This window comes from Plesiomonas sp. ZOR0011 (genome assembly GCF_000800945.1).
GTDB lineage: Bacteria > Pseudomonadota > Gammaproteobacteria > Enterobacterales > CAMTGL01 > Plesiomonas > Plesiomonas shigelloides.
Genome location: NZ_JRKB01000019.1, coordinates 51,733 through 76,479, shown reverse-complemented (window position 1 = coordinate 76,479; position 24,747 = coordinate 51,733). Strand labels below are relative to the sequence as shown.

Below are 24,747 nucleotides of genomic sequence, written 5' to 3'. Positions count from 1 at the left end.
AGACAAGGATGAGGCATGAAACACAAGGTTGTGGGAAGCCGATGGTCGGCAGTCATGCGCCCAGCACTGGTGTTGCTGGCGGCATTGTGGTGGTTACCCGCCAGCGCCATTGAGGGTGACAACGAGTTTTCCGCCAACTTCAAAAATACCGACTTGGCCACCTTTATCGATACCGTGGCGCGTAACCTGAATAAAACCGTGATCACCGACCCCAGTGTGCAAGGGCAGGTCAACGTGCGCAGCACGGAGCTGTTGAACGAACGGCAGTACTATCAGCTGTTTCTCAATGTGCTGCAGGCCAACGGGTTTTCAGCGGTGGCGATGGATAACGGGGTGATCAAGGTGGTCAAATCCCGTGACGCCAAAACCGAACCCTTGCCGGTGGTGACCGACAACAGTAACCGCTTTGCTGGCGATGAGATGATCACGCGGGTGGTGCCGGTGCGTAATGTGTCGGTGCGCGAGTTGGCCCCCTTGCTACGCCAATTGATTGATAACGCCGGCTCCGGCAACGTGGTCAACTATGATCCGTCTAATGTGATCATGCTAACGGGCCGAGCCTCGGTAGTGAATCGGCTGGCCGACGTGATCCATCGGGTGGATCTGACCGGCAATAAAAGCAATGAAGTGGTGACGCTACAAAACGCTTCGGCACCCGAGATGGTGCGCGTTATCGACAGCCTCAACAAAATCAACGATCAAAACCAGCCCAGCACCCTCAAATCACAAGTGGTGGCCGATGAGCGCACCAACAGTGTAGTGATCAGCGGCGATCCTGCGGTGCGAGCGAACTTGCGCCGCCTGATTAACCAGTTGGATTCGGAAATCCAAAACACCGGCAACAGCCGAGTGTTTTACCTCAAATACAGCAAAGCCGACGATCTGGTGGAAGTGCTCAATCAGGTCAGTGGCAACCTCAAATCAGCCAAAGAAGCCCAGCAAGGGCAGGCCGCTGCTGCCCGTGGTAATACGCTGGTATCGATTGCCGCCAATAAAAATACCAATGCGCTGGTGGTGACCGCGCCGCCAGATATCATGCAGTCGCTGCAAAGCGTGATTGCTCAGCTGGATGTGCGCCGTGCGCAGGTGCATGTCGAGGCGCTGATTGTCGAAGTGGCGGAAGGGAACAACATCAATTTCGGCGTGCAGTGGGGCTCCAAAGATGCCGGTTTAGTGCAATTTGCCAACGGCAACCAGATCCCTATCGGGCCGTTAGCCGGTGCGTTGTATCAAGCTAAGCCAGAAAAAGGCTCCACTGTGGTGAGCGATAACGGCTCCACCACCGTAAACCCAGATAAAAAAGGCGATATCAGCGCCTTAACTGACCTGCTGGCCAGCTACAGTGGCGCAGCAATTGGGATCGTCAAAGGTGACTGGGCGGCCTTGGTGCAGGCGGTCAAAACGGACTCCAACTCCAATGTGCTGTCCACGCCAAGCATTACCACGCTGGATAACCAAGAAGCCTCGTTCATGGTTGGGCAAGATGTGCCGGTGCTGACCGGCTCCACCACCGGCTCCAATAACACCAATCCCTTTAATACCGTGGAGCGTAAAAAAGTCGGCACCATGCTAAAAGTCACACCGCAAATTAACGAAGGTAATGCGGTGCAGCTGACCATTGAGCAGGAGGTATCGAAAGTTGAAGGGCAGACCAATTTGGATGTGGTGTTTGCCGAGCGCAAATTGAAAACCACGGTGCTGGCCGATGATGGCGATCTGATTGTGCTTGGTGGCCTGATTGACGATCAAGGCGGAGAGAGTATCGCCAAAGTGCCATTGCTGGGCGATATTCCAGTGCTGGGGCACCTGTTTAAATCCACCGCCAACAAGAAAGAAAAACGCAACCTAATGATTTTTATCCGGCCAACCATTTTACGTGATGGAATGGCCGCCGATGGGGTTTCGCAGCGCAAATATAACTACATTCGCGCCGAGCAATTGTACCGCGCCGATCAGGGGATGAGCCTGATGCCGCAAACTCCGTTACCGGTGCTGCCGGAGTACGGTAAAGATCCACAGTTTCCGCCTGAAGTGCGCGCCTTCTTACTGGCGCGGGGGATCCCGTTGTGAGTCAGCCAGACAGTGCGCGTCGAGCCCTAACGGGTATCGGTGAAGCGAAGAGCGATGCGGCATCAGCACTCGCTGAGCCGCTCGGCAGCGGAGCACGCCGGCTGCCGTTTGCCTTTGCCCGTCGCTTCCAAGTGCTGGCCGAACAGCGCGAGGGCGCACTGTGGGTCTGTCACAGCCAGCCACTGACCTTAGCGGTGCTACAAGAGTTACGCCGCGTGCTGGGTGAGCCCTTTTTGACGGAAAAGGTGGCCGCTTCACAGTTTGAAGCCTTACTCACTAGCGCCTATCAACGTGATTCCAGTGAAGCGCGCCAGCTGATGGAGGATATCAGCGCTGAGGGGGATTTTTATACCTTGGCCGAAGAGTTGCCGCAGACCGAAGATTTGCTGGCCAGCGAAGATGATGCGCCCATCATCAAGCTCATCAACGCCATGCTCGGGGAAGCCATCAAAGAAGGGGCATCGGATATCCATATCGAAACCTTCGAGAAAGCTTTGCTGATCCGTTTTCGGATTGATGGCGTGCTGCGTGAAGTGCTGCGCCCGAGTCGCAAACTGGCCGCTTTACTGGTATCGCGGATTAAAGTGATGGCCAAGCTGGATATTGCCGAAAAGCGGGTGCCGCAAGATGGCCGCATTGCCCTATTGCTTGGCGGGCGAGCGGTGGATGTGCGGGTGTCGACCATGCCGTCGAATCATGGTGAGCGGGTGGTGCTGCGTTTGCTGGATAAAAACCAAGCGCGGCTGACCTTAAGCAGTTTGGGGATGGATAGCGCAATTCAAACGCGCTTTCGCCGCCTGATTTTCCGTCCCCACGGCATCTTGCTGGTCACCGGTCCGACCGGCTCAGGTAAGAGCACCACGCTGTACGCCGGTTTGCAGGAGCTCAACTGCGAAGAGCGCAATATCCTGACCGTGGAAGACCCGATTGAATATGCCATCGAGGGGATCGGTCAGACCCAAGTGAATCCGAAAGTTGAGATGACCTTTGCCCGTGGCCTGCGCGCCATTTTGCGCCAAGACCCGGATGTGGTGATGGTGGGCGAAATTCGCGATCTGGAAACCGCGCAGATTGCGGTGCAGGCCTCGCTGACCGGTCACTTGGTGCTCTCGACATTGCACACCAATACCGCCGTCGGTGCGGTGACTCGTCTGCGCGATATGGGCATCGAACCTTTTTTGATTGCCTCCAGTTTGCTCGGCGTATTGGCGCAGCGCTTAGTGCGCACCTTGTGTCCGGCGTGCCGCGCACCGCATATGGCCACTGCCACGGAGCGTGCGTTGTTTGCCCCTTTACTCGGCGAACAAATGCCGGCTGAGCTGGTGTTATACCAAGCGGTGGGCTGCGAGCAGTGTAATCACAAAGGCTTTCGCGGACGGACCGGTATTCACGAATTGCTGGAAGCCGATGAAACGGTGCGCGACATGATCCACCGCGATTGCGGAGAGCAAGAGCTGGAAAAATATGTGCGCCGTTTCAGCCACGGGATCCGTGATGATGGCTTGCAAAAAGTGCTGGCGGGGATCACCACCCTGGACGAAGTGCTGCGGGTGACGCGGGAGGGCGGATGAGCGTCTTTCAATATCAAGCGGTGAACTTACAGGGTAAACGCCACAAAGGATTGATTGAGGCCGACTCGGCGCGCCAAGCCCGGCAACTGCTGCGCGAGCAAGGCTTGCTGGCCGAAAGCGTACATGAAACGCGCTCTGCTGCCGACAATCCGGCTAGCGCACATACCCTGCGTTGGCAGCGTGGGATCAGCGCATCTGAGTTGGCACTGCTGACACGTCAATTGGCCACCTTGGTGCAAGCGGCGATGCCACTGGAAGAGTGTTTGCGCGCCGTAGCCGAGCAGTGTGAGAAAAACCGCCTAAAAAGCCTGATGTTGGCGGTGCGCACCCAAGTGCTGGAAGGGCATACCTTAGCTGATAGTTTGCGCGCCTATCCACTTGTCTTTGATGAGCTGTTTTGCGCCATGGTGGCGGCCGGTGAAAAAGCTGGTCACTTGGATGCGGTGTTGAGTCGGCTGGCCGATTACACCGAGCAGCGCCAGTACATGAAAGGCAAATTGCTGCAGGCGATGATCTACCCACTGGTGTTGACGGTGGTGGCCATTGGCGTGATTGCCATTTTGTTGGCCTCGGTGGTGCCTAAAGTGGTGGCGCAGTTTGATCATCTCGGGCAAGCCTTGCCACACAGTACCCAACTGTTGATTGCCCTGAGTGACGGGGTACGCGATTACGGGCTGTGGCTGGTCGGGGCGCTGTTAGTGCTGGGCGTGCTGGTGCAGCGGTTGTTACGCCAACCGGCGCTGCGTTTGCGATGGGATAGGTTTTGGCTGCGTTTACCGCTGCTGGGCAAAGTCAGTCGCGGCCTGAATACCGCCCGTTTTGCCCGCACCTTGAGTATTTTGTCGTCCAGCAGTGTGCCGCTGCTGGAAGGAATGCAGATTGCTGCCAGTGTGGCGTCTAATCGCTATGTTCGCAGCCAGATTTTAACCGCCGCAGAACGGGTGCGGGAGGGCAGCAGTCTACGTGCGGCCCTCGGCAGTAGTGGCCTGTTTCCCCCCATGATGTTGCACATGATTGCCTCAGGGGAGCGCAGTGGTGAGCTAGAGCCGATGCTGCTGCGTGCGGCAGATAATCAGGATCGGGAATTCGAAGCGCTGGTCACGTTGGCGCTCGGTATTTTTGAGCCGCTGCTGATTGTCAGTATGGCGGGGGTGGTGCTGTTTATTGTGGTGGCAATTTTGCAGCCGATGCTGCAGCTCAACAACATGGTCGGGCTGTAAAGAGCGTGGCTGTCAGTGGCGAGTCGAGTGATGAACAAGGAGTGTCAAGCATGCAACGAGTACGCGGTGGTCAGTCGCTAGCACGTGGTTTTACCTTGCTGGAAGTGATGGTGGTGATCGTGATCTTAGGGATCTTGGCCAGCTTAGTGGTGCCCAATTTACTCGGCAATAAAGAAAAAGCCGACCAACAAAAAGTGGTCACTGATTTGGTGGCGCTGGAAAACAGTCTGGATATGTACAAGCTAGATAACAGCGTGTACCCGAGCACCGAGCAAGGGCTGCAGGCGTTGGTCAGTAAACCAGCCGGAACTCCAGAGCCACGCAATTATCGCAATGGCGGTTATATCAAACGCTTGCCACAAGATCCGTGGGGCAATGAGTACCAGTATTTGAGCCCCGGCGAGCAAGGCGAAATTGATATTTACTCGTTAGGCGCCGATGGTCAGGAAGGCGGTGAAGGAACCGCTGCCGATATCGGTAACTGGAATCTGGGTGAGTATCAAAAGTAAATGCCGGCGCGCGGTTTTACCCTGCTGGAGCTGATGCTGGTGGTGTTTTTACTCGGCTTGACCGCCGGAGGCGTGTTGATGACCTTACCGCCATCAGTATCGGCACAGCCGGAGAAAGAGGCCGCCGAGCAGCTATTGCGCCAAATCCAGCAGGTGCAAGATGACGCACTAATGAGTGGCCAGTTATATGGCTTATACCTTGCTCCCGATGGTTATCAGTTTTTACGCCGACAGGCCGACCGCTGGCAACCACTCAGGGAGCCGGCGGCATTAGCTGGTCGACAAGCCCTGCCTGCTGGGGTGCAACTGCAGTGGCAGTTGGGGAGCGATCGTTGGCAGCAGATGCAGCAACAAGAGATGGCGCTGTACCAAAACCGCCTCAGTTTGCATCAGATGCAGGTGTTGCAAGAGGACGCCGATAAAGCCTTGCAGCCACAAGTGTGGCTCGACAGTAGCGCCGATGTGGTGCCGTTACAGCTGGTGTTGCAAGGCGCGTCGCGTACTGCGCGTTGGTTGCTGGAGCGCGATGACAGCGGCCAGTGGCGGCTGCAAGCGGGCCATGAGGGGGCATGATGCAAGCGAAGAGTCATTCGGGTATCTCTCATGCTAGGCACAATCATCCAGCTCAATCCAAACCCTCGCATGGGTTTACTTTACTGGAAGTGCTGGTGGCGCTGGCCGTATTTGCTGGCGCAGCGTTGGCGGTGATGCAAGCGGGCAGCAGCAGTTTACGCAATCTGGCTATCTTGCAAGACAAAATGCTGGCCGGTTGGGTCGCGGAAAACCAGTTGGCACTCTTGTCATTACTCCCGCCCGCCGAGCGTCAGCGTAGTCAGCGCGGCGAAACGCAAATGGCGAATCGCACTTGGTATTGGCGCAGTAAGTCGGTGCCGACCAGTGGCTCGTCACTGACGGCGATTGAGATTCAGGTGAGTCGTCAGCCTCAAGGCAGTGCCGAGGCGGTGTTACGCCGCTATTTTGCCCGTCCGCGCACGGAGTCAGCGCTATGACGGCCAGCCAGCAGTATGCTCGCTCCAGCCGCGGGCGGCCACCTCTACGCCGAGCCAGTCAGCTGGGTTTTACTTTGCTGGAGTTGCTGGTCGCCATCGCGGTGTTTGCGTTACTGAGTTTAGGGATTTATCAGGTGGTTGATGGGGTCCGCCGCGCCGATCAGACGAGCGCAGCGCTGACCGAGCGGATGAACAGCATGCAGCGCGCGATGCAATTGCTGCATAACGACTTTACTCAAGCGGTGGCGCGCCGTCAGCGCAGTGATGGGCTAAGTCGTACGCCGTTACTGAGCGTCGGCGACGGGCTTTTACAATCGCAAGGCGATGGCTGGTTGCTGATCCGCACAGGCGTTGCCAACCCGCAGATGCAACTGCCACGTGGACATCTTCAGCGCGTGGCTTATCGCTTGCTGGACGGGCAATTGCAACGTTTAAGCTGGCCCTTTGCCGACATGCCCGCAGACAGCGAGCCACAGATCCGCACTTTGCTCAGTGAGGTCGAAGGACTGCAGCTGATGGTCTATCACGACGGCCAATGGCAGCGGCAGTGGCAAAATCCGGATGCGCTGCCCAATGCGGTGCGCCTGCGTTTAACGGTTCGCGGCTGGGGAGAGTTGGAGCGCGTGTGGCTATTGCCCGCGGCACCTATTCTGCCGAGTGATAATGGTGCGCCAGAGGGCGACACCAATGGCGGTAGCGAGAGTGGGGGCAGTGGATGAGTGTGACAACGCCGCTCTTGCGCCGAGGCTCGCCGACTACCGGCATGGCGCTGATTTTAGTGTTGCTGATGCTGGCGGTGCTGAGCGTGTTAGCCACCGGCTTCACCTTGCGCTTGCAGCAGCAGATCCGCTATAGCGACAGTCGGCAACAGGCTACCCAAGCCTACTGGTACGCCTTGAGCGCCGAAGAGCAGGCCAGCGCGGAGTTGCAAGCGGCACTGGCCGATGATCCTCGGGCTAATTTGAGCCAAAGTTGGGCGGTGGGTGAGCGGGTGTATCCGGTTAGCGGCGGCGAGATCCGCATCGCCATTCGCGATCAGCAGGCCTGTTTTAATCTCAATGCGCTGGCCGGTATCAAAGCGCAAAGTAGCACTCAGGAACGTCCTCGTATTGCTCAGCAATTGTTAGCCCTCCTAAGCGCCCTTAATACCGCTGAGCAGCCGATTGATGGTTATCAGGCTGAACAGGTGGTCGACAGCCTCTGGGAATATGTGGATAGCGACAGTCAGCTGACTAGCCGTTATGGCGCCGAAGACAGTGAATATTTAGCACGCGCGATCCCGTCACTGACCCCCAATAGCCTACTGGCGGATGACAGTGAACTGCGCACGGTGCAAGGCGTCGATGCGTCGTTGTACCAGCGTTTGCAGCCGTGGATCTGCGCATTGCCACAAACGCGCTGGCAACTGAATGTGAATACCGTCATGCCCGAGCAAGCGCCGCTGCTGCAGGCGTTACTGACACCGTATCTGAGTGCCGAGCAGGCGCAAGCGCTGCTGGCCCGTCGACCGGTGGATGGCTGGCGTGATGCTGCCTCTTTTTGGGCTGAGCCGGAGTTGGCGGCGCTGGATGATACGGCGCGGGGTAAATTGGCGCCACAGCTCGCGCTGACCAGTCGTTATTTTCTGTTAGACGGGCAAGTCACCGTGGGGCGGATCGCGCTGCGGGTTCGTAGCCTGCTGCAGCAAGATCCGGCGTCCGGACAATTTTATGTTCAACGCCATCAGTTCGGAGAGATGCAATGAGTGAGGTATTGCTGCTGCGCGTGATCCCCGGCGCATCGCCACGCTTGTGTTGGTGGCAAGTACAACCGGCCGTGGGCGAGATCCGCGCGCGTGGCGAAAGTGTGTCTTTTGCCGCGTTAGCGGAGGCGCAGCCGAGTTTGCTGGCCTTGCCGCTGTGGCTATTGCTGCCGGGGCAGTGGTTTAGTGTCTGCGCTTGTCGTTTGCCGCCCGCGCGTGGTCGGCAATTAGCGCGTTTGTTACCGGCGTTGCTAGAAGATGAGTTGGCGCAGGATATTGAGACGCTGCATTTTTCTTTATTGCCGCGTCAGCACGACAGTGGGCATGTGGCGGTTATTGAACGCAACGTGCTGCGTCAGTGGTATGAGGCCGCGATAACGAATGGCTTTAATCTGCAAGCGCTGTGGCCTGATTGGCTGGCGTTGCCGAGCCCGTCTTCCTTGTCCGAGCCCAATTTGGCAGTAACGTTGGCTGCAACGTCGGCATCAAGCAGCGCAACGCTCCAACATGCCTCTACTCCCGTGACTCTTACGGTTTTGAGTAGTTCCCATGGGTTATTGGCGCGCCGTTATGATCCGCAGCATCCCCACGATTGGCAAGGATGCAGTGCTGAACCCCTGCTGGCAGCGCCTTTTTTAACCGCGCTTAGCGCGCTGTCTACGTCATCTTCATCAGCCTCTACTGTTTTAGACGTGGCCAAGGATGTGGAGGATGTAGAGGCCGCCTCTGCGCAGCTGCCAGAACATGTTATCGCGCGAGCTAAAGCGCCCGAGACAAAACCCGATGTGGCGCCGCAGGTTGTCTGGTATGGCTTAGCGGCGAGCGCTGAGCAGCTATCGGCATTAGGGTTGCGTGGGCCATTGCCAAAGCAAGTAAATAACGATGAAGGCGCATTGCTGTTACGAGGGGCGAGCGCATTACATCAGCTGCAGCGTCATGGAATATTGGGCGGTGAGTTTGCTCCGCGCAGCGCGCAGGCGCGCCAGTGGCGGCAATGGCGCAGTATCGCGGCGGCAGTGGTGGTGTTGGCGCTCTTGCTAGTCGGTGAGCAAGGCGTGCGCTGGTGGCAGCTAACCCAAGCCGCCGATCAGGCCGCCACGCAAGCCGAGCAGGCATACCGCACGTTATTCCCGCAGCAAACGCGGCGGGTCAATATGCGCGCTCAGCTCAATGCCGTGCTACGCCAGATGCGCGGTCAGCCGCCGTTGCAAGGGCTGGTGCCCTATTTGCGCAAAGTGGCGTTGGCACTGCAAGACCCGGCGCTGAGTCGCCAGCCGTTACAGGTGAAAAGTTTGCAATATCAACGCGATCAGCAAAGTTTGCGTTTGCAGGTGCAAGCGGCCGGGTTTGCGGAGTTGGAGCAGCTGCGCAGCGTCTTGGGGCGCTATTTTCAGGTGGAGCAAGGCGCGCTGAGTCGTGATGGTGCGGGAGTGGCCGGCCGTTTAGTGCTGCGCGATCGCGCGGTACAAAATCAATCGGCGGCCGTGGAGCGGCAAACGCGGGCTGAGCCGCGAATCTCAACGGCACAATAGCTTTGGCGCAGCGTATCGCGTGGCATAAACAGCAGGAGAGCGGGAGCATATGAAGGGATGGCGTAGCCGGTGGTCACAAGCTCAGCAGCGCTGGCAGCAATATTCTGCCCGTGAGCAACGTTTGCTGATGTTGGCGGCGGTGTCGCTGCTGGTTGGCGGATTGTACTGGGGGATTTGGCAGCCGTTGCAGCAGGCGATTAGCCGGCAAGAGACCCGTTTGCAGCAGCATCAGCAGCTGTTACGGCAATTGCAGGTCTCCGAAGCGGCGATCCGGCAGTGGCAACAGCAGCAGGCTGCGCCACAAACGCCGGTTGCAGGCGGCAGTTTGACCGAGCAGGTCAGCCGCAGCGCCGCCAGCTATTCGATTAGCGTGACGCGCATGCAGGCGCAAGATCGCCAAGTGCAACTGTGGTTAGCCGACTTGCCGTTTAACCAACTATTGAGCTGGCTGCTGCGCTTACGCTTGCAATACGGCATTGAGGTGGCGGCGCTGGATTTGTCGTTGGCGGGACAAGGCGGCGTGGTGCGGGTCGACCGGTTACAGCTGGCCTTGCCGTAACCGCCGTGTTGATTACGCAGCGCGATGATCAAGCACTTGGCTCGCCGGTTAAGCGTTTTGCCCCAAAATGCCCGGTAGCAACGTGCGGTAATCGCGGATCCCCGGATGACGGGCAAAGCGGATGACATCTGCTGCTGAGTCTGGATTTTCCACTCCCAAGCAATAGCCAATGCCAAATTGGCGCGCGGCATCCAATATCACTTCCGCATCATCAACAAACAAGGTTTGTGCCGGATCAAATTGCACGTCTTGTTGTACCTGCTGCCATAAGCGCTGATCTTCTTTCGGTACCCCATAGTGGTGGGTTGAGATCATGCCATCGAGGTATTCATCCAGCGCCGTATGCTCGACTTTAACCGCCAAACTGTAGGGATGCGCGTTAGTCAGCAAAATAGTACGGCGACCACTTTGGCGCAGCGCCTGTAAAAATGGCAGTGTATCTTCACGCAGGCGCGCGGTTGGCCCGTGTGCGGTGGTCATGGCGTAAATATCCAGCTGCAGCCGGTCACTCCAATAATCAAAGCAGTACCAGTTCATGGTATGGCGCACCGCATGGTATTCGGCGCGGATCAGCGCACGGGCTTGCTCCAACGGAATTGCGCGCGCAGCAGCCAGTGCTTGCGGCACTTGTTGCAGCCAAAATTCGCTGTCGAATTTCAGGTCTAGCAACGTACCGTCCATATCCAGCAGTACCGTTTCAATTTGGGACCAGGGAAGAGCAGGAGACATCAGAATTTCCTTGTAATCACGGCTTGCCGTGGTTGCCCTGCATGCGACACAATAATCGCAGCAGCAGGTTAACATCACAGCGACATGGCCACGCATAACCAATCAGGCGGTATAAAGTACATGTGCATTCAGGATGAACGCAAACAAAAACCGGCAATTTTGGCGGTGGAGTCGGTAGCGCGCTCGCGCTTGTTCCATGTGGAATCGGTCGCCTTGCGTTTTACCAATGGCGTTGAGCGAGTATACGAGCGGATGCGCCCGAATCAGCGCGAGTCGGTGATGATTGTCCCGGTGGTTGGCGATCAATTGCTGCTGATCAGCGAATACGCGGTGGGTGTGGAAGGCTATGAGTTGGGCTTCCCCAAAGGTTTGGTCGACCCCGGTGAAAGCGTGCTGGATGCCGCTAACCGTGAGCTGATGGAAGAGGCCGGTTTTGGTGCGCGTGAGCTGACGGTCTTAAAATCGGTGCGTATGGCACCGGCTTATTTTTCCAGCCACATGACCTTGGTGCTGGCGCGCGATCTTTATCCACAGCGCTTAGAAGGCGATGAGCCGGAGCCCTTGGATCTGATTTACTGGCCGCTGAGCGAGATTGACCGCTTATTGGCTCATCCTGAATTTAATGAGGCCCGGGCGATGACCGCGCTGTTTATGGTGCGTGACTGGTTGCGCGCCGAAGCGCAGTCTGACGGCCAGCCGTAAACACTTTAACGCGTGAGGATCCCAGCATGACTCCACAGGCGCTGTTATCGCCGCTATTGGCGATAGCCGAAGAAGCGGGGCGACATATTGCCGCTATCTACCAACAGGGCAACATCAATCCGCAGCTCAAAGCTGATCACACCCCAGTGACTAACGCCGATTTGGCAGCCCATCGGTTGCTGTGTGAACGCTTGCAAGCCCTGACACCGGAGATCCCAGTGCTCTCCGAAGAAGATTGCCAGATTGCGCTGGCCGAGCGCGCTGCCTGGCCGCGTTACTGGCTGATTGACCCATTAGATGGCACCCAAGAGTTCATCTACGGAAGCGGTGAGTTCTCCACCATGATTGCCTTGATGGACAACCATCAACCGGTGATGGGGGTGATTTATGCGCCGATGACCCAAATGTGGTATTACGCGGTACAAGGTCAGGGAGCGTATAAACGCGATCAGCACGGCCAAGAGACTCGGCTGCAGATCCGCGCCACCGCACCGGATAGCCACAGTTTGCGCGTCGCGGTGAGCCGCCGACAATCGTTACCACGGTTGCAGCAGCAGTTAAATCCACAGTGGAATTATCAATTTGTTCCGTACGGTTCGAGCTCGCTGAAAAGCTGTATGGTGGCGGAAGGGCTGGTGGACTGTTATTTGCGTTTAGGCCCGACTGGCGAGTGGGATACCGCGGCAGCGCAGTGCATTTTGCATGAAGCGGGCGGTGACCTGCGCGATTTGCATCTTGAGGCGCTGACTTATAATCGGCGTGACACGCTGGAAAACCCCGATTTCATCAGTTTTGGTAATCCCGCATTGCCGTGGAAAACCATTCTTACCAATTGCTGATAAGTGAATCAGAAGTGGCATAGCCGCTAAGCGGGTTCAACGTTACACTAAAACTCAGTCTTGATTAACTGGGTGATCGTGTTTGCATTATGGGAAAGCGTCTGCCGCTGAGTATCGGGTGTATTGAACCGCTGTCTATTGCACGGCCGGTTCGCTATGAAAAATTGGCGTTGGTGTGCGAAGGGGGCGGTCAGCGTGGAATTTTTACTGCCGGGGTGTTGGATGAGTTTCTCGGCGATAACTATTACCCGTTTGATCTGATCTTGGGCACCTCTGCCGGTGCGCAGAACGCCTCGGCCTATGTTCTCAATCAAGCCGGTTATGCCCGTAATGTGATCACCCGTTTTACCACTCAGAAGCGCTTTTTTAGCCCAGTGTCGTTCGCCACCGGCGGCCATATGCTGAATCTGGATTGGTTGATGGATTCGGTCGCGCAAATTTACCCACTGGCGTTGGATCGCGCCCAAGCGCGTTTGCAAGATCGCGAATTTCTGATGTGCGCCTCGCGCTACGATGACTTCCAGCCGGTGTACATGTCAGCCAGTGCCGATAATTGGCACGATGCGATGAAAGCGTCGTCGGCGATCCCCGGTTTATACCGTAACGGTGTGGATGTGGGTGGTGTGCGCTATTGGGATGGTGGAGTCAGCGCGGCGATTCCGGTTGAAGAAGCTTATCGGCGCGGCGCCGATCTGATTGTGGTGATCCGCACTGTGCCTTCTGAGCCCTACTATACCTCGGAGTGGTTGAGCCGCTTTAGCAAGTGGTTGTCGCACAGCAAATTCCATCATATGGCGCAGATGGTTGAGCACCACGAGCACTGCTATAAGCAGACTCAGCATTTTTTATTAAATCCGCCCGATAAGCTGCGCATTATCGAGATTTTCCCGCCCCATACCTTGGCCAGTAAAACCTTAGGTAGCAACCAGACCGAGCTGGATCACGACTATTGGATTGGCCGTCATTGTGGCCGTTACTTCCTGTCTGCGGTCGCGCCTTGGCTAAAGCATGCTTAAGTTGCACGCATCTGACCTCAGTCAGCGCTAACACTGCCAACTGGGGACAATAAAAAAGGGCAGCTTACGCTGCCCTTTTTTAGTGCTGTATCCGAGACATGTGTTCTAAACGCGCCACCGATTAAGGTGGCGCGCACACTTAGAACAGCTCTTGCTGTGAGCCTGAACTGCTATCAAAGATAGTGGTTCCCACTTCATGGGTGGCTTTTTCAGTCGGTTCAGTGCCTGGGATGAAGTATTCGACGCGGCTGCGTCCGGTACCATCGGCCAGCTTACCGGTTTGCATATCGATAGGAATACTCAAAATGCCGTCCGGAATCTGCTTCGGCTGCTCAGGCACGCCTGCTAAGGTTGACTGCATGAAGCTATCCCATGCTGGCTGCGCTGATTTAGCGCCCCCTTCGTAGCCGGAGATCTGCTGGCCTTTCAGGTTCGGGTTCTGGGTGGTGCGACCCAGCGTCCGACGGTGATCGTCAAAGCCAATCCAGACAGAAGTCACGGTCTGCGGACCATAACCGGAATACCACGCATCTTTCGAGCTGTTGGTGGTACCGGTTTTTCCGCCGATATCATGACGCTTGAGCAGACGCGCGGCACGCCAGCCGGTGCCTTGCCAGCCACCACCCGGTTCACCCCAAATCGCCGATTCCAGCGCATCGCGGATCAGGAACGCCAGTTGGGTGCTGATCACGTGTGGCGCATAGCCTTCGCTTTCCTCTTTCTTCTCCAGCAGTGGGGTATCCACGTGCTCGATTTGTGGTGTTGGCACTACGCCATCTTGGGTTGGCAGATCTTCGGTCAGCGCATTGCCCAATACCGCCGCTTTTGGCGTTTCGCCATACACTACCGGAATGTTGCAGGTACCGGTGCAGGCGACCAGCGGTTTGGCTTCTTCCAGCAGTTTGCCGTTAGAGTCTTCAATCTTGCTGATGAAGTATGGCGTGATCAGATAACCGCCGTTGGCAAATACCGAGTAACCGCGCGCCACTTCCAGCGGGGTAAACTCGGCCGCACCCAGTGCCAGTGATTCATAGCGCGAGATGTTGGCGGGGTTAAAGCCAAAACGCTCTAAGAAATCGGCGGCAAAGTTAACGCCAATTGCGCGCAGTGCCCGCACCATCATCACGTTCTTCGACATCCCCAGACCCACGCGTAAACGCAATGGACCGTCATACACCGCAGGGGAGTTTTTCGGCCGCCAGTCACTGCCCGAGCCAGAATCCCACCGGGTAATCGGCGCATCGTTGAGGATGGTCGCCAAGGACAGCCCTTTATCCAGCGCCGCGGCATAGATAAATGGCTTGATGTTAGAACCAATCTGACGGGTCGCTTGTGTAACCAGATTGAACTTGCTCTGGTTGAAGCTAAAGCCGCCGACAATCGCTTTCACCGCACCATTTTCTGGATTGAGGGAGATCAGCGCCGAGTTCACATCCGGAATTTGGCCCAGCCACCACTGGTCGTTGACTTTGCGTACCCAGATTTGTTGGCCGGTTTTCAGCACATCGCGCGCATTTTTCGGTGATGCACCTTGGCGGGTATCACTGATAAACGGACGTGCCCACTTGATGCCATCCCAACTTAAGGTAATGTTTTGGCCATCGGCCAGTACCACATTGGCGGACTTGTCCTGTACCGCAGTCACGGCAGCGGCTTGGAACGGGCCATAGGTCGGCAGCGCCTTGAGACTGCTGACAATCTTGCTCAGATCCCACGCTGGCTCACTGCTGTTCCACAATTGATTGGCCGCCCCGCGATAGCCGTGGCGCAGATCGTAATCAATCACGTTGTTTTGCAGTGCCTGCTCAGCCGCCAATTGAGTGGTGGAGTCTACCGTGGTAAAGACTTTGAAGCCTTCGGTGTAGGCCTCTTCACCATAGCGGTTGACCATCTCTTGGCGCACCATTTCGGCCAGATACGGCGCGTGCAGCTCGATTTCAGCGCCATGGTAACTGGCTACAATCGGCTGGCTGATCGCTTCTTGGTACTGCTGTTGTGTGATGTAACGCTCTTCCAGCATCCGCGACAGCACCACGTTACGGCGCTGTTCGGCGCGGCTTAACGAGTACAGTGGGTTGAGAGTTGATGGCGCTTTCGGCAGACCGGCAATCACTGCCATCTCACCTAAGCTCAACTGGCTGACATCTTTACCAAAATAGACTTGTGCCGCAGCCCCCACCCCGTACGAGCGGTAGCCGAGATAAATCTTATTCAGGTACAAATCCAGAATTTCATCTTTAGTCAGCAGCTGCTCGATTCGCAAGGCCAAGAAAACCTCTTTGACTTTACGCATCAAAGTTTTTTCCGGACTTAAGAAGAAGTTACGCGCTAACTGTTGCGTAATGGTGCTGGCGCCCTGTTTTGCATGACCGGCGGTCAAAGAAACAAAGGCAGCTCGCAAAATTCCAATCGGATCAATACCGTCGTGTTGATAAAAACGGCTGTCTTCTGTTGCAATGAAAGCATCCACCATCAGCGGTGGGATCTGTTGTAAGGTCAGCGGGATCCGGCGCTTTTCACCAAACTGAGAAATCAGTTTGCCATCGGCACTGTAAACCTGCATCGGGGTTTGCAAACGCACATCGCGCAGGGTTGTTACATCCGGCAATTGCGGTTTGACATAGACATATAAGCCGTACACCGAAGCTGCTCCCAAGAGGATGCAAGCCAGTGTAACGACCAAAAAATACTTTATGAGCTTCACCTGAGAATTCCCGCGACTAAAGCACCGAACGGTTTATAAACACTAAGTGCGTAGTATAAAGGCAAGCAATGAAAGGGTAACCCCTTTGCTGATTTTTTCTTCGCACTTTGGCGAATTGACTGATTTTTTTGAATTTTGAAGTTACATCTTTGACATGGTGTCTTTAAAGCCGGGCTTTACAGGGCGCCGTTAGCAGGCATCGCAAGGATGCAGGGAGAGACATGTTTGCACGCTCTGTCAGTGTAGGGTTAGACATTGCCAGCGATGCGGTGCGCGTGGTGTGGTGCCGTTCGCGCCGGCAGGGCTGGGAGTTACTGGGCTGGCACAGTATTAATGTGCCAGCCGGTACGTTTCAGGGCGATCGTTTGATCTCCCCTGACGCGTTACGTGACGTATTAAGTCAAATTGACAAAATTCTGCCGCGCCGTCTGGCGCGTTTATGCATTGCGCTGCCGGGGGCGGCGGTGATGCAAAAAACCTTAATGGTGGATGCCTTTTTAACCGAGCAGGAGCGCCTGTTTCGGGTCGAGGCTGAATTACCCTCATTATTCCCGCTACCGCCGCATGAGCTGGCTTTCGATTTTCGCGCTGAAGGGGCGGAAACCGCCAATGGCCGCTTGAAACTGGTGGTCACCGCGGCACGCCGTGAGTTGATGAATGATTATCTGGCGGTGTTGCAAGGCGCGGGTTTACAAGCCGATATCGTCGATATCACGCCGCTGGCGCTGCGCCGTGCGTTGGAGCAAGCACAGGCGGCGCTACCGCCGGCACTGGAGCTGGAGCAGCAACTGCTGGTGCACTTGTCGGCGCGTAATCTGCTTGTGACCTCGGTCCCCGGCAGTCCGCTGTTTTTCCGCGATCAGCCGCTGAACATCCCGCAAAGCGAAGGCAATTCGGTGCCGCCGGCACTGCTGCAAGAGCAATGGTTGAGCGAAGTGACCCGTCAACTGGGGCTGATCCGCCAGATGTATCACTCCACCGGCCGACAATCCAGTGGCCTGCTGGTCAGCGGCCAACTGCGCGAAAGCGATACCCGCGTGTTGAGCACGCAACTGTCAGTGCCAGTACAGGGCTGGTCGCCGTTTGCCGGTTTATCGCTGGCGGTCAGCGTACCGCAGCAAGAGGATGCGTGGCCGTTTACCTTGGCTTGTGGTCTGGCGGTCTGGGAGGGTAACTGATGAAAGGAATCAACCTGTTACCTTGGCGTGAGTTGGAGCGGCAACAGCAACAGCAGCGCTTTGTCCGTCAGGTCGCCGTGTGGGGCGGTTTTTGGTTTTTGATTTTGGCCGGGGTCTGGTTTGGCATTGATCAGCTGAATACCCATCAACAGTCGCGCTTGAGCCGCTTGCAATCGGAAATCCAGTTGTTGGATGCCAAATTGGCGGAGCTGCGCGACATCAAAGCCAAAGAAGAGCTGGTGAACAAGCGGATCACCGCCGTATCGGCACTGCAAAAGCAGCGCGATCAGGTTACCCGACTGTTTAACCTGCTGCCGTTGGTGGTGCCGACCGGGGTGTACATCGACAAAATTACCCTCAATGGCGAGCGGGTCGAAATTGCTGGGCGCAGTGAATCGAACGTGCGTTTGTCGTCGATGGTGCGGCAGGTGGAGTCGTCATATTGGCTGGATGGGGTGTCCATTGACGCCATCGTGGCCAACAAAAACGGTACCCAATTCGATGAGTTCAAGATGCGCTTCCAGTTGCTGGCCGACATGAAGCAGAAGCTCGGGGAGATCAAAGGATGAGCCAATGGAGTGAACTGGATTTAGACCAGATTGCCTACTGGCCGCGCAAGATGCAGTGGGCCTTCGTCAGTATCGCGACCTTGGTGATCTTCGCACTGGCCGGTTGGTTTGTCTTGCTGCCGGGTTGGCAAGCCTATGAGGATGCGCAGGCTAAAGAGCAAGAGCTGCTGACGCAAATTCGCAGTAAAGCCAATCTGGCCGCTCAGTTACCGGCGGCCCGTGAGCGTTACCGTCAGCTTAGCAATCAACTGGCGACCTTGAGCCGTCAGCTGCCTTCGCAAGACGAACTGGCCTCGTTGCTGGACTCCATCACCATGGTGGGGACGCGTAACGGCATGCAGTTTGACCGCATTAACTGGATGAATCCGCAGCCGCAAGGGCTGTTGCAAGCCTTGCCGTTGCAGCTGGAGCTGAAAGGCTCGTTTGGCGAGCTGGGGCAATTTTCCAGTGATATCGCCTTGCTGCCGCGCATCATCACCTTGAGCGATCTGACCTTGGAGCGTAAGCAAGGTGAGCAGTTGGGTTTCTCGGTGCGCGCAACCACCTTCCGCCTGCTCAGCGCCGATGAGCTGAAGGCCCAGCAAGCGGAGGCGAAAAAATGAGACGGACTACCCCACGTCGGCCGCTGAGAGCCGGCGCTTTGCTGGGCTCACTGTTACTGCTGGCGGGCTGTGACTCGGGCGAGCAGCAAGATTTAGAAACGGTACTGCAAGACATTTACCAAGAAGTGCCGCAAGAGCGGATCAGTGCACCGAAAGCGCTGGAGCGGACTGGGCGTTTGCTGTTTGTGGCTGCGCCGCTACGCAATCCTTTTATGACGCCACAGATGGAAGTGGCCGGTGATCGCGGCTTTGATTGCGCGCAGCCGAATACCGAGCGCAAGAAAACCGCCCTGGAGCAGTACGGACTGGAGAAACTGAAATTCCGAGGCGTGATTGGCGATAAAAGTCAGCTGTGGGCATTGGTGGAAACGCCCGATTCTGAATTGGTGCGTATCGGTCCGGGGGATTTTCTCGGTTTGAACTGGGGAACCCTAGAAACCGTATCGCCGAATAAGATTGAGCTGCGTGAGATGGTCAGTGACGGACGGGGTTGCTGGCAGCAGCGGCAAGTGGCTATGACGCTGGATACTTCGCCTTTTGGCGCCTGATAAGCAGAGTGTGAAGACAGGATAAGAAGATGATGAAGGGAGCAGTGCGCAGTTTACGCTACTGGATGGTAGCCGGAGTCTGGTTCGGGTTGATGTCCCCGGCCTGGGCCGCCACACTGGAAGACGTCAAATTACGGCAAGAAGGCGATCGTTTAGCGGTCAGCATGATCTTCGATCAGCCGGTGGCTACCCCTGCGCAGCAGCGTGATACGCTGGCAAACACGCTGGCCCTGACGTTTTCGCAAGTGGATAAAAGCAAACTGGGTAATACCATTCGGGTGAATAACCCGATGTTGCGTGGCATTAACATCAAGCCCTCCTCCAAAGGTACCAAGATTGGTTTTGATCTGGTGCGTCAGGAGCCGTTTGAGCTGCGCGCTGAAGGCAAAAGCTACATCTTGCTGCTGGGGCAAACCCGCTCGACGGAGCAAGTACAGCAAAATAACCCGATCCTCAAACCCACCGGCAGCAGCCTGCTATCGGTGGATTTTGTGCCCCGCGGTGACGGGCAGGCCGAGCTGACCTTAAACTTTGTCCAGCCGCCGGCTGATTTGGCAATTCGGCAAAGCAGTGGCCGTTTGGTGCTGGATTTACCGCGCACCACCGTGGCCGGTGATGCCTATAAGATGGATGTTAGCCGCCGTGGTACACCGGTGAAAACCATTCGCAGCGAAGCCACCGGACAGAACACCCGCTTGTTACTGGATCTCAAAGGTCCGGTGGATTATGACCAGCAGCGCATCGGTTCGCAGGTGAAAGTGCAAATTCGCCGCGCTAACTCGGCGCGGGCGCAGGTGAATAATCCGGCCCAGTACAGCAAACCTATCTCTTTGAATTTCCAAAATGTTCCTATCCGTACTGTGCTGCAGGTGATTGCGGACTATAACCAGTTCAACTTGGTCACCACTGACAGCGTGCAAGGGGAGATCACCTTGCGTCTGGATAATGTGCCGTGGCAGCAAGCACTGGACATTATTCTGCGTGCCAAAGGCTTGGATAAGCGGATCGACGGCAATGTGCTGTTAGTCGCGCCGAGTGAAGTGCTGATTGAGCGCGAGCGCCGGGAGATGGAAGCGGACGCGCAGGTGAGCGAATTAAAACCGCTGCAAACTGAATACATCGATATCAACTTTGCCAAAGCCTCTGAAATTGCTGCCATGCTGACGGCACCTAATGGTCGCATGCTCTCTTCGCGCGGCTCGGTCTCGGTGGATGAGCGCACCAACACCTTGCTGGTCCGCGATATTGATACCGTGCTGGATACCGTGCGGCAGATGGTGGCTTCGCTCGACCGTCCGGTGAGCCAAATCCAGATTGAAGCGCGTATCGTGACCATCAACGACGAAAGCTTGGATGAGCTGGGCGTTCGCTGGGGCATGCTGATGGATACCGGTAATGGCGGCATGATTGGCGGCTCGGTGGAGGGTAACTTAGGCGCGATTGGCGCTTTGGATCAAAAACCGACCGTGGATGATTTCTTGAACGTCAACATGCCAGCCTCATCTGGCGCGGCCTCGATTGCGTTCCAGATTGCCAAAATCAACGGCAAGTTGCTGGATCTGGAGCTGTCGGCGCTGGAGCGAGAAAACAACGTGGAGATTGTGGCGAGCCCACGTTTGCTGACGGCGAACAAGAAACAAGCCAGTATCAAACAGGGTACGGAGTTGCCGTATGAAGTGGCCAGCTCTAGCGGCGCGTCCACTATCGAATTTAAAGATGCGGTGCTCGGTTTAGACGTTACCCCGCAAATTACCCCGAACGGACAAATCATTCTGGATCTGAAGGTCAGCCAGAACTCGCCAGGCAAGGTATACAAGATTGGGCGCGGCGAAGCGGTGTCGGTTGATAAGCAAGAAGTCGAAACGCAAGTTTTGGTCGATGACGGGGAAACAGTTGTACTCGGCGGCGTATTCCAGCACACTACTATCAAAGGTGTAGATAAGGTGCCGGTACTGGGGGATATTCCTGTCATGGGACGGTTATTCCGTCGTGATATGGATAAAGCCGGAAAACGTGAGCTTGTGATTTTTGTTACCCCGCGCGTGGTTCAGCAGAACATGAACCGCCCGGTGAGCACTGATCCTATCAGTGGTTAACCCTCTCTCCTTGATGATGGCTTTCGAAAACTGCAGCAGCGGTTTTCGAAAGCATTGCCTTTATGCAGTTGCCAAACCGGCACGACTCTTGAGATAATTTTTAGTCTGATCTCGCACTACGTTCTTATGAGGATTCAGGTCATGTCTCGTCATCGCATTTTTTGACGGGGCGAGGTGTATTTAAACGTTGTTTTAAGCAAAAACCGAAAAACATGGCAGAGAAACGTAATATTTTCCTAATCGGGCCTATGGGCGCCGGTAAAAGTACTATCGGCAGATATCTGGCGCAGATGCTGAATATGGAATTTTTCGATTCCGATCAGGAAATCGAACGCCGCACTGGCGCCGATATCAGCTGGGTATTTGACGTTGAAGGCGAAGAAGGTTTTCGTGTTCGCGAAGAAAAAGTAATCAATGACCTGACGGAAAAGCAGGGGATCGTATTGGCCACCGGTGGTGGTTCCATTCAATCCCGCGAAACGCGCAACCGTCTGTCCGCGCGCGGAATCGTGGTTTATCTGGAAACAACCATCGAAAAACAGCTGGCTCGTACCCAGCGTGATAAGAAGCGGCCATTGCTGCAGGGCGATGTGGAGCCACGCGAAGTGCTGGAAGCACTGGCGGCCACGCGTAACCCGCAGTATGAAGAAATTGCCGACATCACTATTCGTACGGATGATCAGGGTGCCAAAGTGGTGGCCACACAGATCATCGAGATGCTGGAACAGCAGTAACTAACGTTAGGAAAGTTATGCCATGGAAAGGATCACCGTAGAATTGGCGGAACGTAGCTACCCTATCACGATTCAAGCCGGGCTGCTTTCGCACCCGGCTTCTTTTCATCCGCTGCGCGCGGGTGACAAAGTGATGGTGGTGACCAATACCACGCTAGAGCCTTTGTATCTGCAGACCGTGTGCCACAGCTTGCGCACGCTGGGCTGTCAGGTCGAGACGCTGGTGTTGCCCGATGGTGAGCAGTACAAAACCTTGACCATTTTGGATCAGGTTTTCTCTGCCTTGCTGGCCGGCAATCATGGCCGAGATACCACGTTGGTGGCGCTTGGCGGTGGTGTGATTGGCGATCTGACTGGTTTTGCGGCGGCCTGTTATCAGCGCGGGGTACGGTTTATCCAGATCCCGACTACGCTGTTGGCGCAGGTAGACTCTTCTGTTGGCGGAAAAACGGCGGTTAATCATCCGCTGGGTAAAAACATGATCGGGGCGTTTCACCAGCCGGTGTCGGTGGTGATGGATACCGATACCCTGCGTACCTTACCGGCGCGGGAGTTTGCGGCCGGTTTGGCGGAAGTGATCAAGTATGGTGTCATCATTGATGGCGCATTTTTTGCTTGGTTAGAGCAGCATCTGGAGCAGGTGCTGGCACTGGAGCCGCAGGCGGTGACCTATTGTCTGCGTCGCTGCTGTGAGCTGAAAGCGCAGGTGGTGGCGGCAGATGAAACCGAACAGGGGCAGCGCGCGTTGCTGAACCTGGGACACACCTTTGGTCACGCTATTGAAGCGGAGATGGGCTACGGCGTTTGGCTGCATGGCGAAGCGGTCGCTGCTGGAATGATGATGGCGATGGTCACGTCGCGTCACCTGGGGCTGGCCACTGACGCCGATGTAGCACGGCTACGCGCCTTGTTACAGCGCGCCGGTCTTCCTGTGCAAGGCCCCGCTGCCATGGCGGCAGACGCTTATCTGCCGCATATGTTGCGGGATAAGAAAGTGCTGGCGGGCACGCTGCGTCTGGTTTTACCACACGGGATCGGACAGGCCAGCGTCGTCAGCGGAACCGATCAACAGGTTGTTCTGGCAGCGATTGCCGAATGCCGGGGTTAAGTAGAATTCGATGGAAAACACACCCTCTCGTCTGTGGGTTGAGCTGGACTCGCAGACTCAAGTACTCTCACGCGTCCGTTTTCTGAGCCGCTTTGGCTCACCGTTTATTCATATCAGCGGACCGGAAGGGGCCGGAAAGAGCTTTTTGGCCCAACATCTGCTGGATGAGCAAGATCCCGAGCGGGTACGTTGTGCGCTGCTTGCCGGTCGTAAAGATCAGGCAGATACCTTGGTGCGCTCATTACTGGTGCACCAACTGGTGGATCAAGCCGCTTACGATGATGCCACGCCACTGGCCGAATTTTTGCCAGAGCTTGCCCGTGAAGGGCGTCGCGATCTGCTGATTATTGTCGATGATGCGCAGCTGTTGTCTGACGCCATGTTGATGGAGTTATGGCAACTGGCGGGCACCAGCCGTCAGGCTGGTAATCGTCGTTGTGCCGTGGTGCTGTTTGGTCCGGCCGAGGGGTTGGCTGAGCGTATCAAAGCACTGCCGGCGCAGCAGGGTGTGGCGCAAATGACCATCGATGTGCCGCAGCTGACCCGCGCCGAAGCCTTGACCTTGATGAAGGCTGCTTTAGTCCGTGCGCAGCGTCCGGCGCAGGATGCAGAAGCGTTGCTGGGTACAGCATTGCGCCCCGGCGCGGTGCTGGCGGCAGCGGAAAAGCCGCTGTTACCAGAGCCTGAGCCCGATTTATTGCCTAAACCGCGGGCACAGCGCGCCAAAGAGTCTCGCTCACGGGTTGGCCTGATCAGCTTAGCCGTCTTGGTACTGCTGGCTCTGGGCGCCGGTACGTGGGTGTGGCTGTCTGAGCACTCCGCGCCAGCCAAATCCACCTTTACCCCAGGCGATCGCGCCGCATCCGTCTCCAGCCAGCCGTTAGGTGGTCAAAGCGATGCGTCAAGCGCGGAAAAAGTATTGCCGAAGGTCGATGGGGCGCCATTGGATCCGGTCCCAGACGTTAAAGGCCGTCTCAATAGCGGTGAGGTCGAGCCGATTCAGCAAAACGAACAAGTGCGTTTGACCGAGCAAAGTCCGGTGGCGCAAATCACTGCGCCAGCAGAGCCGGGTGAAACTACACAGGCCCAGATCCTGCCGCAAACTGGCAAGCGCGTGGTGTTACCGGGCAACGTAGTGGATGCCCTGGTGGCGGCTGAGCAGCAAGTCCAGCAAGCGGCCACCCCGACTGCGCCAGCGACTAACGCAAATGCCGCTGAGGAAGCCAAACCGGCTGCGACCAGCACAAGTGATAGCGCTACGGCGACCTCGACGGCGATCAGCCCAGAGCAAGCGGCGGCGGCCAAGCGTGCCGAGTCAGCGAAAGCGGACAACGCCAAAGCGACGGCCGCAAAAGAAACGGCTGCCAAGCCAGCCAGCAGCAAGCGTCGTCACAGCAGCCGTCTGAGCGGTGATACTGAGCTGGAAAAAGCGTCACCGAAGCACTATACCGTGCAGTTGTCAGGCTCCCATTCGCTCAAAGATGCGTGGCATTTTGTTGAGAAAAGTGGCTTGGCCTCCAAATTACGGGTGTATGAAACACGCCGTAATGGACGGGCTTGGTACGTGGTGATCATGGGCAATTATCCAACGGTAGCCCAAGCCAAGCAGGCGATTAACACCCTGCCAACGGCAATGAAAGCGGATCAACCGTGGGTGAAGTCATACCGTCAGGTGCAAACTGAACTGAAGCGGGCGCAATAACCCACTGC

Annotated in this window: 23 protein-coding genes; 21 read left to right on the top strand and 2 right to left on the bottom strand. The window is 56.4% G+C overall.

Translation table 11 applies throughout. The features are described from left to right. The first annotated feature begins 15 nt into the window (after window positions 1–15). The 10 genes from gspD to gspM are packed head-to-tail and all read left to right on the top strand — an operon-like array spanning window position 16 to window position 10,212. Window positions 16–2,070 (top strand): type II secretion system secretin GspD, encoded by a 2,055-nt coding sequence (gene gspD, locus L975_RS03210; RefSeq protein ID WP_047707138.1) that lies wholly within the window; start codon window positions 16–18, stop codon window positions 2,068–2,070. A 35-nt stretch (window positions 2,071–2,105) separates the two neighbouring features. Beyond that, window positions 2,106–3,641 carry a type II secretion system ATPase GspE gene (gene gspE / locus L975_RS03205; protein ID WP_081995588.1) on the top strand — a complete coding sequence of 512 codons (1,536 nt, stop codon included), beginning with the start codon at window positions 2,106–2,108 and terminating at the stop codon, window positions 3,639–3,641. Further along, window positions 3,638–4,861: a type II secretion system inner membrane protein GspF gene (gspF, locus tag L975_RS03200; RefSeq protein ID WP_047707136.1), complete on the top strand. Its 1,224-nt coding sequence runs from the start codon at window positions 3,638–3,640 to the stop codon at window positions 4,859–4,861. Before gspE ends, gspF begins: the two co-directional genes overlap by 4 nt. A 50-nt stretch (window positions 4,862–4,911) precedes the next feature. Next, complete coding sequence (gene gspG, locus L975_RS03195; protein ID WP_010862794.1) at window positions 4,912–5,370, top strand: type II secretion system major pseudopilin GspG; 459 nt, start codon at window positions 4,912–4,914, stop codon at window positions 5,368–5,370. Then, a complete protein-coding gene (gene gspH / locus L975_RS03190; protein WP_052181243.1) occupies window positions 5,371–5,943 on the top strand; it encodes a type II secretion system minor pseudopilin GspH in 573 nt (190 codons plus the stop codon). It begins immediately after the preceding gene. Beyond that, window positions 5,940–6,380 carry a type II secretion system minor pseudopilin GspI gene (gene gspI / locus L975_RS03185; RefSeq protein WP_052181242.1) on the top strand — a complete coding sequence of 147 codons (441 nt, stop codon included), beginning with the start codon at window positions 5,940–5,942 and terminating at the stop codon, window positions 6,378–6,380. The genes gspH and gspI overlap by 4 nt, the downstream gene beginning before the upstream one ends. Next, window positions 6,377–7,099 (top strand): type II secretion system minor pseudopilin GspJ, encoded by a 723-nt coding sequence (gene gspJ / locus L975_RS03180; protein WP_052181241.1) that lies wholly within the window; start codon window positions 6,377–6,379, stop codon window positions 7,097–7,099. The genes gspI and gspJ overlap by 4 nt, the downstream gene beginning before the upstream one ends. Beyond that, window positions 7,096–8,124 (top strand): type II secretion system minor pseudopilin GspK, encoded by a 1,029-nt coding sequence (gspK, locus tag L975_RS03175; protein ID WP_052181240.1) that lies wholly within the window; start codon window positions 7,096–7,098, stop codon window positions 8,122–8,124. The genes gspJ and gspK overlap by 4 nt, the downstream gene beginning before the upstream one ends. After that, window positions 8,121–9,653 (top strand): type II secretion system protein GspL, encoded by a 1,533-nt coding sequence (gene gspL / locus L975_RS03170; RefSeq protein WP_047707134.1) that lies wholly within the window; start codon window positions 8,121–8,123, stop codon window positions 9,651–9,653. Before gspK ends, gspL begins: the two co-directional genes overlap by 4 nt. Window positions 9,654–9,702: 49 nt before the next feature. Further along, the gene (gene gspM / locus L975_RS03165) at window positions 9,703–10,212 is read left to right on the top strand and encodes a type II secretion system protein GspM (RefSeq protein ID WP_047707132.1); all 510 of its coding nucleotides are present in this window, start codon (window positions 9,703–9,705) and stop codon (window positions 10,210–10,212) included. A gap of 48 nt (window positions 10,213–10,260) precedes the next feature. Here the strand turns inward: gspM and yrfG are convergent, their stop codons facing one another. Beyond that, window positions 10,261–10,941 (bottom strand): GMP/IMP nucleotidase, encoded by a 681-nt coding sequence (gene yrfG, locus L975_RS03160; RefSeq protein WP_047707130.1) that lies wholly within the window; start codon window positions 10,939–10,941, stop codon window positions 10,261–10,263. 120 nt (window positions 10,942–11,061) lie between these two features. Here yrfG and nudE point away from each other — a divergent pair, with 120 nt between their 5' ends. From nudE to L975_RS03145, 3 genes are all read left to right on the top strand, one after another. Continuing rightward, window positions 11,062–11,643 carry an ADP compounds hydrolase NudE gene (nudE, locus tag L975_RS03155; protein WP_039045974.1) on the top strand — a complete coding sequence of 194 codons (582 nt, stop codon included), beginning with the start codon at window positions 11,062–11,064 and terminating at the stop codon, window positions 11,641–11,643. 26 nt (window positions 11,644–11,669) lie between these two features. Then, complete coding sequence (gene cysQ, locus L975_RS03150; protein ID WP_039045975.1) at window positions 11,670–12,482, top strand: 3'(2'),5'-bisphosphate nucleotidase CysQ; 813 nt, start codon at window positions 11,670–11,672, stop codon at window positions 12,480–12,482. 89 nt (window positions 12,483–12,571) lie between these two features. Continuing rightward, window positions 12,572–13,498, top strand: coding sequence for a patatin family protein (locus tag L975_RS03145; protein ID WP_010862783.1), 927 nt, complete (start codon window positions 12,572–12,574; stop codon window positions 13,496–13,498). A 139-nt stretch (window positions 13,499–13,637) separates the two neighbouring features. On the opposite strand, the gene mrcA is transcribed toward L975_RS03145, so the two are convergent. Continuing rightward, complete coding sequence (gene mrcA, locus L975_RS03140; protein WP_047707129.1) at window positions 13,638–16,202, bottom strand: peptidoglycan glycosyltransferase/peptidoglycan DD-transpeptidase MrcA; 2,565 nt, start codon at window positions 16,200–16,202, stop codon at window positions 13,638–13,640. A gap of 221 nt (window positions 16,203–16,423) precedes the next feature. Here mrcA and pilM point away from each other — a divergent pair, with 221 nt between their 5' ends. The 8 genes from pilM to L975_RS03100 all read left to right on the top strand — a co-directional run bounded on the left by pilM (window position 16,424) and on the right by L975_RS03100 (window position 24,739). Then, window positions 16,424–17,380 (top strand): type IV pilus biogenesis protein PilM, encoded by a 957-nt coding sequence (gene pilM / locus L975_RS17165; protein WP_052181239.1) that lies wholly within the window; start codon window positions 16,424–16,426, stop codon window positions 17,378–17,380. Beyond that, window positions 17,380–17,949, top strand: a complete 570-nt coding sequence (locus L975_RS03130) for a PilN domain-containing protein (RefSeq protein WP_010862780.1) — start codon at window positions 17,380–17,382, stop codon at window positions 17,947–17,949. The genes pilM and L975_RS03130 overlap by 1 nt, the downstream gene beginning before the upstream one ends. Then, window positions 17,946–18,551 (top strand): type 4a pilus biogenesis protein PilO, encoded by a 606-nt coding sequence (locus L975_RS03125; RefSeq protein WP_052181238.1) that lies wholly within the window; start codon window positions 17,946–17,948, stop codon window positions 18,549–18,551. Before L975_RS03130 ends, L975_RS03125 begins: the two co-directional genes overlap by 4 nt. Then, a complete protein-coding gene (locus tag L975_RS03120) occupies window positions 18,548–19,099 on the top strand; it encodes a pilus assembly protein PilP (protein WP_052181237.1) in 552 nt (183 codons plus the stop codon). The genes L975_RS03125 and L975_RS03120 overlap by 4 nt, the downstream gene beginning before the upstream one ends. Before the next feature lie 29 nt (window positions 19,100–19,128). Next, on the top strand, window positions 19,129–21,195 hold the full coding sequence (locus tag L975_RS03115) for a type IV pilus secretin PilQ (protein WP_010862777.1): 2,067 nt from the start codon (window positions 19,129–19,131) through the stop codon (window positions 21,193–21,195). Between the two features lie 212 nt (window positions 21,196–21,407). After that, window positions 21,408–21,929 carry a shikimate kinase AroK gene (gene aroK, locus L975_RS03110; RefSeq protein WP_010862776.1) on the top strand — a complete coding sequence of 174 codons (522 nt, stop codon included), beginning with the start codon at window positions 21,408–21,410 and terminating at the stop codon, window positions 21,927–21,929. Between the two features lie 22 nt (window positions 21,930–21,951). Then, window positions 21,952–23,037 carry a 3-dehydroquinate synthase gene (gene aroB, locus L975_RS03105; RefSeq protein ID WP_010862775.1) on the top strand — a complete coding sequence of 362 codons (1,086 nt, stop codon included), beginning with the start codon at window positions 21,952–21,954 and terminating at the stop codon, window positions 23,035–23,037. A 10-nt stretch (window positions 23,038–23,047) separates the two neighbouring features. After that, window positions 23,048–24,739, top strand: coding sequence for an SPOR domain-containing protein (locus L975_RS03100; RefSeq protein ID WP_047707127.1), 1,692 nt, complete (start codon window positions 23,048–23,050; stop codon window positions 24,737–24,739). Window positions 24,740–24,747: the final 8 nt, after the last annotated feature.

What these genes read in the sequence shown, in the direction of transcription:
- L975_RS03125 (WP_052181238.1), top strand. Translation starts at nt 17,946, where the DNA reads ATGAGCCAATGGAGTGAACTGGATTTAGACCAGATTGCCTACTGGCCG.
- L975_RS03120 (WP_052181237.1), top strand. Translation starts at nt 18,548, where the DNA reads ATGAGACGGACTACCCCACGTCGGCCGCTGAGAGCCGGCGCTTTGCTG.
- aroK (WP_010862776.1), top strand. Translation starts at nt 21,408, where the DNA reads ATGGCAGAGAAACGTAATATTTTCCTAATCGGGCCTATGGGCGCCGGT.
- gspM (WP_047707132.1), top strand. Translation starts at nt 9,703, where the DNA reads ATGAAGGGATGGCGTAGCCGGTGGTCACAAGCTCAGCAGCGCTGGCAG.
- aroB (WP_010862775.1), top strand. Translation starts at nt 21,952, where the DNA reads ATGGAAAGGATCACCGTAGAATTGGCGGAACGTAGCTACCCTATCACG.
- cysQ (WP_039045975.1), top strand. Translation starts at nt 11,670, where the DNA reads ATGACTCCACAGGCGCTGTTATCGCCGCTATTGGCGATAGCCGAAGAA.
- gspJ (WP_052181241.1), top strand. Translation starts at nt 6,377, where the DNA reads ATGACGGCCAGCCAGCAGTATGCTCGCTCCAGCCGCGGGCGGCCACCT.
- L975_RS03115 (WP_010862777.1), top strand. Translation starts at nt 19,129, where the DNA reads ATGATGAAGGGAGCAGTGCGCAGTTTACGCTACTGGATGGTAGCCGGA.
- gspL (WP_047707134.1), top strand. Translation starts at nt 8,121, where the DNA reads ATGAGTGAGGTATTGCTGCTGCGCGTGATCCCCGGCGCATCGCCACGC.
- L975_RS03130 (WP_010862780.1), top strand. Translation starts at nt 17,380, where the DNA reads ATGAAAGGAATCAACCTGTTACCTTGGCGTGAGTTGGAGCGGCAACAG.
- pilM (WP_052181239.1), top strand. Translation starts at nt 16,424, where the DNA reads ATGTTTGCACGCTCTGTCAGTGTAGGGTTAGACATTGCCAGCGATGCG.
- gspD (WP_047707138.1), top strand. Translation starts at nt 16, where the DNA reads ATGAAACACAAGGTTGTGGGAAGCCGATGGTCGGCAGTCATGCGCCCA.
- gspG (WP_010862794.1), top strand. Translation starts at nt 4,912, where the DNA reads ATGCAACGAGTACGCGGTGGTCAGTCGCTAGCACGTGGTTTTACCTTG.
- gspF (WP_047707136.1), top strand. Translation starts at nt 3,638, where the DNA reads ATGAGCGTCTTTCAATATCAAGCGGTGAACTTACAGGGTAAACGCCAC.
- gspK (WP_052181240.1), top strand. Translation starts at nt 7,096, where the DNA reads ATGAGTGTGACAACGCCGCTCTTGCGCCGAGGCTCGCCGACTACCGGC.
- L975_RS03145 (WP_010862783.1), top strand. Translation starts at nt 12,572, where the DNA reads ATGGGAAAGCGTCTGCCGCTGAGTATCGGGTGTATTGAACCGCTGTCT.
- nudE (WP_039045974.1), top strand. Translation starts at nt 11,062, where the DNA reads ATGTGCATTCAGGATGAACGCAAACAAAAACCGGCAATTTTGGCGGTG.
- yrfG (WP_047707130.1), bottom strand. Translation starts at nt 10,941, where the DNA reads ATGTCTCCTGCTCTTCCCTGGTCCCAAATTGAAACGGTACTGCTGGAT.
- L975_RS03100 (WP_047707127.1), top strand. Translation starts at nt 23,048, where the DNA reads ATGGAAAACACACCCTCTCGTCTGTGGGTTGAGCTGGACTCGCAGACT.
- gspH (WP_052181243.1), top strand. Translation starts at nt 5,371, where the DNA reads ATGCCGGCGCGCGGTTTTACCCTGCTGGAGCTGATGCTGGTGGTGTTT.
- gspI (WP_052181242.1), top strand. Translation starts at nt 5,940, where the DNA reads ATGATGCAAGCGAAGAGTCATTCGGGTATCTCTCATGCTAGGCACAAT.